This window comes from Tardiphaga sp. (genome assembly GCF_028290785.1).
In the GTDB taxonomy this organism is placed as follows: Bacteria; Pseudomonadota; Alphaproteobacteria; order Rhizobiales; family Xanthobacteraceae; genus Tardiphaga.
Map to the genome: position 1 here is coordinate 1 of NZ_JAQGJD010000311.1, position 10,079 is coordinate 10,079.

The window sequence follows — 10,079 nt, forward strand, 5'->3', positions numbered from 1 at the left end:
CGGCGATCGGCGCCAATGCGCGCGACGAGGGGCTGATCTGTCCGGCGGCGTGCGGCGCCGAGGCGGCGTGGGCCAGTCCCGACATCGAGATCATCGCGGCGACCTCGCTGATCCAGATCGCCAACCACTTCAAGGGCACGCAGGTGCTGTCGCGGCCGCGGCCGCGGGTGCACGAAGCGCCGGCGACGCTGCTCGACCTGCGCGACATCAAGGGGCAGGAGAGCGCCAAGCGCGCGCTGGAGATCGCCGCGGCGGGCGGCCATCATCTCTTGATGGCCGGGTCGCCGGGCGCGGGCAAATCGATGCTGGCGGCACGGCTGCCGTCGATCCTGCCGCCGCTGTCGCCGGCGGAACTGCTGGAAGTCTCGATGATCGCCTCGGTGGCCGGCGAGATCAAGGACGGCGCGCTGACGGCGCGGCGGCCGTTTCGCGCGCCGCATCATTCGGCCAGCATGGCCGCGCTGACCGGCGGCGGCATCCGCGCCCGCCCCGGTGAAATCTCGCTGGCGCATCAGGGCGTGCTGTTTCTCGACGAATTGCCGGAGTTCGATCCGCGGGTGCTGGATTCGTTGCGCGCGCCGCTCGAGAATGGCGAGGTCGCGGTGTCGCGCGCCAACCACCGCGTCACCTATCCCGCGCGCTTCATGCTGGTGGCGGCGATGAATCCGTGCCGCTGCGGCCATGCCTATGAGCCCGGCTACGCCTGCAGGCGCGGCCGCAACGACCGCTGCACCGCGGACTATCAGGAGCGCATTTCCGGGCCCTTGATGGACCGCATCGATTTGCGCATCGAGGTGCCCGCGGTGACCGCCGCCGACCTGATCCTGCCGCCGGCGGCGGAGGGCTCGGCGGAAGTCGCCGCCCGGGTGGCGGCGGCGCGCGACATCCAGGCCGCGCGCTACGCCGCGGCGGGGCTGCACGGCGTCCGCACCAATGCCTCGGCGCCCGCGTCACTATTGGAGGTGGTGGCGCAGCCGGATGCGCAGGGGCTGGCGCTGCTGCACGACGCCGCGGAGACCATGAAGCTCACCGCGCGCGGCTATCACCGCGTGCTGCGGGTGGCCCGCACGCTGGCCGACCTCGACGGCGCGGAAAAGATCGGCCGGCTGCACCTCGCCGAAGCGCTGTCGTACCGCGCGCTCGCCGAGGACGTCCGCCGCGCGGCGTAGGCGTTACGCGCGCCGCGCGCGATCCACGCTGCCCCGTCAACCCCGCGGTAACCAGTATCGTTTACACTCCGCTCACCATAATCCCGCGTATCGGGAGAGGGCGAGTGCGTATCATGGTGCGTTTCAAGATTTTGGCTTCCTCGATTCCGCTGGTGCTGGTGGCGTTGCTGGCGCGCGGCGGATCGGGCTCCGGCGCGCGGCCGTGTATCGCGATCGGCGAGACTTCGGTGCAGATCGCCGCGACGCCGTGGCAGGCGCAATGGCATGTCGGCTTCACCGACGATCCCGCGGAGGCGACGGTGCGGGTGCAGATCGTCGATCGCGCCGAGGCCGCCGACTTCACCGTGGTCGACGATATCGACACCACGGACGCCGGCGGCTGCGCGATCAGCGCCGCCACCCGTTTCATCGCCATCTCCACCGTGCCCGCCGCCGGCGAGCCGGTGATCTACCTGTCCGACCAGGGGGATGCCGACTACACGATCTTCGTCAGCTCGCGCCACTTCACGCCGCGCGATGCCGCCGCGTTGATCGTCGGCGCCCGCGGCGGCCACGGCGACCGCCACCACATGGCCGCGGCGGCGTTCTGATCCGGCGTTAACGCTTCATTCACCACGTTCGGAGCGCCAGCTCGCAAGTCGCGCACCGGCAAGCACTTGGCAACGACATCCCCGCATGCTCGGCGGCATCCGCGCGCGCCAGTCGCGGCGGAGCCATGCCGCGCGTCGCGGGCATGACGGGCACTATCGGGGTGGGCGTGGTGAGCATTTTCCGGATCAAGGTGCGCTTGCGCCACTTCGCCCGCCACCACCCGTGGCTGAACTTTGCGATCCGCTCTTTCGTGATGTTCTCGGCCGCGTTCGGCGGCGCCTATGGCTTCATCCAGGGCAGCACCTCGCAGAATTCCGGCTACGATCCGCATGCCTTCGCGCTCGGCGCCAGCCTGCTGTTCGCGATCGCCTGCGTGGCGCTCGCGGCGTTGAGCATGCGGATGCGTTTCATGGCGAAGCGGATGCGCGCGCTGGCGCTGCACAATGACGCACTGGTCGATCGCAACTGGGAGCTGAAGGAGGCCGAGGAGCGCGCCCGCAACCTGTTCGAGGCGCAGGGCGACCTGATCGTGATCCGCAGTGCCGATGGCGCCATCAGCTTCGTCAACGACGCCTATTGCACGCTGGCGCGCCAGCCGCGCGAAGCGCTGGTCGGCAGCCGCTTCGAGCTGGAGATTCTGCAGCAGGGCGAAGTCGCCAACGAGTCGAACGGCACCAGCATCCACGACCAGCAGATCCTCACCGCCACCGGGCCGCGCTGGATCGCCTGGCGCGAAGGGCTGGTGCGCACCGATGCCGGGCATCCCGCCGAGTTGCAATGCGTCGGCCGCGACGTCACCGATCGCACCGAGACCGAACGCGCGCTCGGCGAGGCGCGCGACCTCGCCGATGCCGCCAACCGCGCCAAGTCGCGTTTCCTGGCGATGGCCAGCCACGAAATCCGCACGCCGCTGAACGGCATCCTGGGCATGAGCGGGCTGCTGCTCGATACGGCCCTGACGCCGGAGCAAACAACCTATGCCAAGGCGGTGAAAACCTCCGGCGACGCGCTGTTGTCGCTGATCGAGGAACTGCTGGATTACTCCAAGATCGAGGCCGGCAAGATCGACCTCGAACACCGCCCGTTCGCGCTGGCGGCGCTGATCGAGGACATCACCGAATTGCTGGCGCCGCGCGCGCAGGCGCGCGATCTGGAGATCGCCGCCTATGTGGACGAGCGGCTGCCGCTGCAGGTGATCGGCGACGCGGCGCGGCTGCGCCAGGTGCTGCTCAACCTCGCCGGCAACGCCATCAAGTTCACCTCCACCGGCGGCGTGGCGCTGATCGTCGAGCCCGGAGCTGCGCCGAACGAGATCAGCTTCCTGGTGCGCGACACCGGCATCGGCATCGCGCCGGAAGCGCAGCAGCGCATCTTTCGCGAGTTCGAGCAGGCCGACGAAGCGACCGCGCGCAACTATGGCGGCACGGGCCTGGGCCTGAGCATCAGCGAGCGCATCGTCAGGCGCATGAAGGGCCGCATCACGCTCACGAGCGAACCCGGCGTCGGCTCGACCTTCGAAGTCGCGATCCCGCTCGCCGCCGGCGACGGCGATGGCGGCGAGCACCAGCGGTTCGACGCGCCGGATCTCACCGGCCAGTCGGTGATGCTGGTGGCGCCGCAGAGCATCGAGGCGTCATTGACCGCGCGACGGCTGGCGCGCTGGGGCGCGCAGACCTGCACCGTGTCCGATCCCGCGGTGGCGCAGGCGCTGCTCGCGGAACGCGCCTGGCACGCCATCCTGATCGACCGCGCGCTCGGCCCGGCCGAGGTCGAGCGGCTGGCGCAAGCTGCGATTCCGCACGCGGTGCAGCGCATCGTGATGTTCACCCCCATGATGCGGCACGAATTGCAGCCGGCCGCCGCCACCGCCTTCACCGGCTATCTGGTCAAGCCGCTGCGCGCGGCTTCCCTTGCGGCGCGGCTGACGCTGCCGGCCGACACTGCGCCATCGCTGATGGCCGATGACCTCGTCGAGCAGGCGCCGCCAAAACCGCTGGCGGGGACGCCCGGGCTATCGCCGGGGCTGTCGATCCTGGTCGCCGAGGACAACGAGATCAACGCGCTATTGATGCGTTCCTTGCTGGCGCGGCTCGGACATCATGCCGTGATCACCACCAATGGCGCCGAGGCGCTGGAATCCTGGCTCGCCTCGGATTCCGCCGGCACGCCCTACGACCTGGTCCTGATGGACATCCAGATGCCCAAGCTCGACGGCATCGAGACCGCAAAGCGGATCCGGGCCCGCGAGGCCGGGCAAAAGGTGCGGCGGACGCCGATCCTGGCGCTCACCGCCAACACGCTGGTGGAAGACCGCTACGCCTGCTTCGAAGCCGGCATGGACGGCTTCCTGGTCAAGCCGCTGGATCGCGACAAGCTCGCCGAAGCGCTGGCCGGGCTGGCGGCATCGCGCAACGTGGCGGCGTAAAGCTCAGTCCTCATGGTGAGGAGGCGCCACTTCGGCGCCGTCTCGAACCATGAGATGGGACGCCATCCTTCGAGACGCGCGCCAAGCGGCGCGCTCCTCAGGATGAGGACGGAGCGTAGTTGCGACCATCTCTGTCACACGCCCTCCATGTCACCGTCACACGGCTGTTGAGCGCGCGTGATGTCTGATCCTTTCAGGGCCGCATCGATTCGAATCGATCCGGGCGGCCGAGGGGATGGCCATGCAGGGCAACGAAACCGCGCGACCGAAACCGGGCCTGATGCAGATGCTGCGCCCGCAGAACATGGGCGCCGCCGCGCATACCGCGATCACCTGGTTCAAGCCGCCGCTCGAATTCGCCTCGACCATCCGCTTTCCGCACGCGCCGGTTTCGCTCGGCCGGATGGGTCCGCTAGAAGTGCGGCTGGCGAACGACAAGCGCGATGTGAAGCGCGCGCAAAAACTGCGCTACAAGGTGTTCTACAAGGACGGCCACGCCATTGCGGATGCCGCCGCGATGCTGGCGCAGCGCGACAAGGACGCCTTCGACAAGATCTGCGACCACCTGATGGTGATCGACCACGCCGCCAAGCCGACGCTGTCGGGCCGCCAGCCGGTGGTCGGCACCTATCGCCTGCTGCAGCACGAAACCGCGATGAAGCATGGCGGCTTCTACACCGAGAACGAATTCGACCTGTCCGGGATGATCGAACGCCACGCCGGGCTGCGCTTCCTCGAGCTCGGCCGCTCCTGCGTGCTGCCGCGCTACCGCAACAAGCGCACCGTCGAGCTGCTGTGGCAGGGCATCTGGGCCTATGTGAAGCAGAACCGTTTTGACGTGATGATCGGCTGCGCCAGTTTCGAGGGCACCGACCCGGACCGGCTGGCACTGCCGCTGTCGTTCCTGCATCACCACGCCCGCGCTCCCGAAGCCTGGCGCGCTTGCGCGCACCCGTCACGCTACGTCGAGATGAACCGGATGGCGAAGGAAGCGATCGACCCCAAGGCCGCGCTGCGCGCGCTGCCGCCGCTGATCAAGGGTTATCTCCGGCTCGGCGCGCATATCGGCGACGGCGCCGTGATCGACCACCAGTTCGGCACCACCGACGTGCTGATCGTGATGCCGGTGGCGGCGATCGGCGCGAAGTATATCGAGCATTTTGGCGGGGACGCGAAAGCGGCTTAGTTTATCGCTGTAGTTCCCGCGAGTCGTCCCCGCGAAGGCGGGGACCCATAACCTCCGAGCCTGCGATAGCTGGACGGCACCCTACCGCGCGCCACACTTCTGCACGGCGTATGGGTCCCCGCCTTCGCGGGGACGACGGCTGAGTATGCGGCGCGACTGGAGCCACCGTCATTGCGAGGAGAGGTCAGAGCCTCCGCAACGCCACGTTCTCCACCACGTGGTCCGCGCCCTTTTTCAGGATCAGCGTCGCGCGTGGGCGGGTCGGCAGAATATTATCTTCGAGGTTGGCGAGGTTGGTGCGTTCCCAGATCGCCAGCGCGGTGGCGGTGGCTTCTTCGTCGGACAATAGCGCGTAGCGGTTGAAGTAGGAGCGCGGGTCGTGGAACGCGGTGTCGCGCAAAGCGAGGAAGCGGCGCACATACCAGTCGCGCAGCACCGGCTCGTCGGCGTCGATGAACACCGAGAAGTCGAAGAAGTCGGAGACGACGGGCACCGCGCGGCCGTCGCGCGGCAGCCGGCCGGTCTGCAGCACGTTGACGCCTTCGACGATCAGGATGTCGGGCTGGTCGACCTCCTGCCATTTGTTCGGCAGCACGTCGTAAGTGAGATGCGAATACAGCGGCGCGCGCACCGGCGAGCGGCCGGCCTTGATGTCGCTGAGGAACGACAAAAGCGTCGGCAGGTCGTAGCTTTCCGGAAAGCCCTTCTTCTGCATGATGCCCTCGCGCTCGAGCACCGCATTGGGAAACAGGAAGCCGTCGGTGGTAACGAGATCGACCCGCGGCCGCGGCGACCAGCGGGCCAGCAGCGCCTGCAGCACGCGCGCGGTGGTCGATTTGCCCACCGCCACGGAGCCGGCGACGCCGATGATGTAGGGCATCTTGCGATCCTCGATGCCGAGGAATCTCCGCTGCGCGTAGTACAATCGCTGCGTCGCCGTGACGTAGATCGACAGCAGCCGCGACAGCGGCAGGTAGATCTCCTCGACCTCCTTGAGATCGAGCCGGTCGTACATCGAACGCAGCGCGGCGATCTCGCCGGCTTCCAGCGTCATCGGGGTGTCGTCGCGCAGGGCCGCCCACTGCTCGCGCGAAAACGTCCGGTACGGATTGTATTGCTGCTCTGCCCGCATATCCATGAAGCAGTCCCCGTTCGAGTGGAGCGTCAGTCGCGCTTGCGCGCCGCTTTTTCTTCCAGTCCGGTCATCGTGGTGCGCAGGCCGAGCGCTGCCTCGACTTCTTCCAGCGCGACGTTGCGCGACTTCAGCAGCACCAGCAGATGAAACAGCAGGTCGGCGCTTTCGTTGATGATATGGTTGCGGTCGTTCTCGATGGCAGCAATCACGGTCTCGACCGCTTCCTCGCCGAACTTCTTGGCGCAGTGCTCGGCGCCCTTGTCCAGCAGCTTGCGGGTATAGGACGCCTCGCCACCAGACGCGGCGCGGGCGTCGATGGTGGCGGCGAGGTCGTGGATCGTAAAGCGGGCCATGCGGCGCCTTCTGGGTTCAGCCGGTTGCCGGCTCGAATGCGAATTCCTGACAGAGTTTGAACTACGGGTCGAGCCGCATCGGCAGGCCGGCGCGGACCATGTGATCCTTGGCCTCGCGGATGGTGAATTCCCCGAAGTGAAAAATCGACGCCGCCAGCACCGCGGTGGCGTGGCCGCTTTTGATGCCTTCGACCAGATGATCGAGATTACCGACGCCGCCGGAGGCGATTACCGGCACGTTGATGCTGTCGGCCACCGCCTGGGTCAGCGGGATGTCGAAGCCGGAGCGGGTGCCGTCGCGGTCCATCGAGGTCAGCAGGATTTCGCCGGCGCCCAATGATACCACCTCCTGGGCGAACTCCACGGCGTCGATGCCGGTCGAGTTGCGGCCGCCATGGGTAAAAATCTCCCAGCGCTCGCCACCGCCCCCGCGCTTGACGCGCTTGGCGTCGATCGCCACCACGATGCACTGCTCGCCGAACTTTTCAGCGGCCTGCTTGACGAATTCGCGATTGGCCACTGCGGCCGAATTGATCGAGACCTTGTCGGCGCCGGCGCGCAGCAGGGCCTTGATATCATCGATGGTGCGAACGCCACCGCCCACCGTCAGCGGCATAAAGCAGGCCTCTGCGGTGCGGCGGACCACGTCCATCATGGTGCCGCGGTTTTCGTGGGTCGCGTTGATGTCGAGGAAGCACAGCTCGTCGGCGCCGGCGGCGTCATAGGCCACCGCGGCTTCGACCGGATCGCCGGCGTCTCTGAGATCGACGAAGTTGATGCCCTTGACGACGCGGCCGTCCTTGACGTCGAGGCAGGGGATGACGCGCATCTTGAACATATCGGTTCCTAGGCCGCCGCGCGGGCGGATTTGATCAGCGCGAGCGCCGCGGCGGGATCGAGCCGGCCGTCATACAGCGCACGGCCGGCGATGGCGCCTTCCAGTTTTCGTGCGCGGGGCTCGAGCATCGCCTTGACGTCGTCGATCGACGCGAAGCCGCCGGAGGCAATCACGGGGATCGAGATCGCTTCGGCGAGTTGAATGGTAGCATCGAGGTTGAGGCCCTTGAGCAGACCGTCACGCGCGATGTCGGTGAAGATGATGGCGGCGACGCCGGCGTCCTCGAAACGCTGCGCGATCTCCAGCACGGTGACCGTGGAAGTCTCGGCCCAGCCTTCCACGGCGACCTTGCCGTCGCGGGCATCGAGGCCGACGGCGACGCGGCCGGGAAACTTTTTCGCGGCCTCTTTCACGAGCGCGGGATCGCGCACCGCGGCGGTGCCGATGATGACGCGGGTGATGCCCTTCGCCAGCCAGGCCTCGATGGTGGCGAGGTCGCGGATGCCGCCGCCGAGCTGCACCGGCATGGTGACGGCCTTGAGCATCGACTCAACAGCACCTGCATTGACCGGCTTGCCGGCAAAGGCGCCGTCGAGATCGACGACGTGGAGATACTCGAACCCCTGCGCCGCAAAATCGCGCGCCTGCGCGGCGGGATCGAGATTGAACACGGTGGCTCTGTTCATGTCGCCCTGTTCGAGGCGAACGCACTGGCCGTTCTTGAGATCGACAGCGGGGAAGAGGATCATGATGAGGTAGTCCAGAAGCCGAGAGCGCTATAGCTCCCTCCCCCCTTGCGGGGGAGGGCCGGGGAGGGGGGTAGCCAAGAGGACGGTGCCCGTGGCTTACCCCCCTCCCGGCGCTTCGCGCCGACCTCCCCCGCAAGGGGGGAGGTATCAAGAAAGAAAGCAGGCAAAGCCATCACGGCTTCCACTTCAGAAAATTCGAGATCAGCGCCAAACCGAACCGCTGGCTCTTTTCCGGATGAAACTGGGTGCCGATCATGGTGTCGCGGCCGACAATCGCGGTGACCGCGCCGCCGTAGTCGGCGGAGGCCAGCACGTCGGCTTCGTTCACCGCATTCAGATGATAGGAGTGCACGAAATACGCGTGCCGGCCCTTCGGCCCGAGCGGCAGCCGCTCCAGCACCGGGTGCTCGCGGACCATGTCCAGCGTGTTCCAGCCCATGTGCGGAATCTTGAAGTTCTCCTCGCGCGGCGTGATCTTGACCACGTCGCCTTCGATCCAGTTCAGCCCCTCGGTGGTGACGTGCTCCTTGCCGCGGGTCGCCATCAACTGCATGCCGACGCAGATGCCCAGGAACGGGCGCGCCTTGTTGCGCACCGCTTCGGTCATGGCGTCGACCATGCCGTCCAGCGCGTCGAGGCCCTTGCGGCAATCGGCGAAGGCGCCGACGCCGGGCAGCACGATGCGGTCGGCGCGGTACACCGTCTCGGGATCGCGGGTGACAATGACCTTCTCGGGCACTTCCATGCCACGCGCGGCGCGCTCGAAGGCTTTTGCCGCCGAGTGCAGGTTGCCGGAGCCGTAATCGATAATGGCGACGCTCAACGCGATGCTCCGGGTTGGGGAAACAGGCCGATGATCGACTCGGTCGCGGCCGACGGCGGACGCGAGAACGGCTGGCCTGGAATATGACGCGTCGGCGGCGGCGCGCCGCGATCGATCGCCGCCTGGTCGTTGACAAGACCCTGCCTCGCCCAGCGGTCGAAGAAGCGCTGCTCGGCCATTTCCGCGTCGTCGGCGACCACCATGTCGAGCTGCCGCCAATCGCCGCGCGACAGCGTCCAGCGCCGGATGCTGGCGGCTTCAAAACCCATCAGCAGCGCGAACAGCACCATCACCGTCAACCGCGTGCCCGAGCCCGCCCCGAGCATCGACAGCGCGACCTCGCCGACGATCGAAATCACGACATAGCCGAGCAGCGCCCACCACAGCCGGTGCCAGATCAGCCAGATCAGACCTGCGACAAACGCCCAGAAATGAAAGCCGTCGCGCACGAACACGAAACGGTCCGTCGCGGCGCCGACGCCCCGGCTTTCGGCCAGGGGCGCGTGAATGGTGTAGACCGGCATTTCTGCTCCGTATTCTAGTCGTTTCCGCGAGGCGCACCGTCCCATCCCCCGTCATTGCGAGGAGCGAAGCGACGCGGCAATCCAGAAGGCCACAAGGAAGAACTGGATTGCTTCGTCGCAAGGGCTCCTCGCAATGACGACCAATTCGACAGTGCCTCTTGATCAGCCGCCGAGCTGACCCTTGGTGGATGGCACTTCGCCGGCGTTGCGCGGATCGATCGCGACAGCCGTGCGCAGCGCCCGCGCCAGACCCTTGAAGCAGGATTCGGCGATATGATGGCTGTTC

Annotated in this window: 10 protein-coding genes and 1 pseudogene; 4 read left to right on the plus strand and 7 right to left on the minus strand. The window is 67.3% G+C overall.

Going from position 1 to position 10,079, the window contains the following annotated elements:
* The 4 genes from JWR89_RS19095 to JWR89_RS19110 form a co-directional block, all read left to right on the plus strand.
* Positions 1–1,169, plus strand: a 1,169-nt coding sequence (locus JWR89_RS19095) for an ATP-binding protein (protein ID WP_299718972.1), incomplete at its 5' end; no start/stop codon positions are given.
* A gap of 113 nt (positions 1,170–1,282) precedes the next feature.
* On the plus strand, positions 1,283–1,759 hold the full coding sequence (locus JWR89_RS19100; RefSeq protein ID WP_299718988.1) for a hypothetical protein: 477 nt from the start codon (positions 1,283–1,285) through the stop codon (positions 1,757–1,759).
* A gap of 125 nt (positions 1,760–1,884) precedes the next feature.
* A complete protein-coding gene (locus JWR89_RS19105) occupies positions 1,885–4,185 on the plus strand; it encodes a PAS domain-containing hybrid sensor histidine kinase/response regulator (RefSeq protein WP_299718974.1) in 2,301 nt (766 codons plus the stop codon).
* A gap of 241 nt (positions 4,186–4,426) precedes the next feature.
* Positions 4,427–5,371 carry a GNAT family N-acetyltransferase gene (locus tag JWR89_RS19110; RefSeq protein ID WP_299718976.1) on the plus strand — a complete coding sequence of 315 codons (945 nt, stop codon included), beginning with the start codon at positions 4,427–4,429 and terminating at the stop codon, positions 5,369–5,371.
* A gap of 184 nt (positions 5,372–5,555) precedes the next feature.
* On the opposite strand, the gene coaA is transcribed toward JWR89_RS19110, so the two are convergent.
* The 7 genes and pseudogenes from coaA to JWR89_RS19145 all read right to left on the minus strand — a co-directional run.
* On the minus strand, positions 5,556–6,509 hold the full coding sequence (gene coaA / locus JWR89_RS19115) for a type I pantothenate kinase (RefSeq protein ID WP_299718978.1): 954 nt from the start codon (positions 6,507–6,509) through the stop codon (positions 5,556–5,558).
* Between the two features lie 26 nt (positions 6,510–6,535).
* Entirely contained in the window at positions 6,536–6,859 is a 324-nt protein-coding gene (locus tag JWR89_RS19120) for a phosphoribosyl-ATP diphosphatase (protein ID WP_299718980.1), read from the minus strand.
* Between the two features lie 61 nt (positions 6,860–6,920).
* Complete coding sequence (gene hisF / locus JWR89_RS19125) at positions 6,921–7,697, minus strand: imidazole glycerol phosphate synthase subunit HisF (RefSeq protein ID WP_299718981.1); 777 nt, start codon at positions 7,695–7,697, stop codon at positions 6,921–6,923.
* Positions 7,698–7,705: 8 nt separating this feature from the next.
* Positions 7,706–8,446, minus strand: coding sequence for a 1-(5-phosphoribosyl)-5-[(5-phosphoribosylamino)methylideneamino]imidazole-4-carboxamide isomerase (hisA, locus tag JWR89_RS19130; RefSeq protein ID WP_299718982.1), 741 nt, complete (start codon positions 8,444–8,446; stop codon positions 7,706–7,708).
* A gap of 172 nt (positions 8,447–8,618) precedes the next feature.
* A complete protein-coding gene (hisH, locus tag JWR89_RS19135; protein ID WP_299718984.1) occupies positions 8,619–9,269 on the minus strand; it encodes an imidazole glycerol phosphate synthase subunit HisH in 651 nt (216 codons plus the stop codon).
* Positions 9,266–9,793, minus strand: coding sequence for a DUF2628 domain-containing protein (locus JWR89_RS19140; RefSeq protein ID WP_299718986.1), 528 nt, complete (start codon positions 9,791–9,793; stop codon positions 9,266–9,268). The genes hisH and JWR89_RS19140 overlap by 4 nt, the downstream gene beginning before the upstream one ends.
* 162 nt (positions 9,794–9,955) lie before the next feature.
* A pseudogene (locus tag JWR89_RS19145) lies at positions 9,956–10,079 on the minus strand (imidazoleglycerol-phosphate dehydratase); the annotation flags it as partial.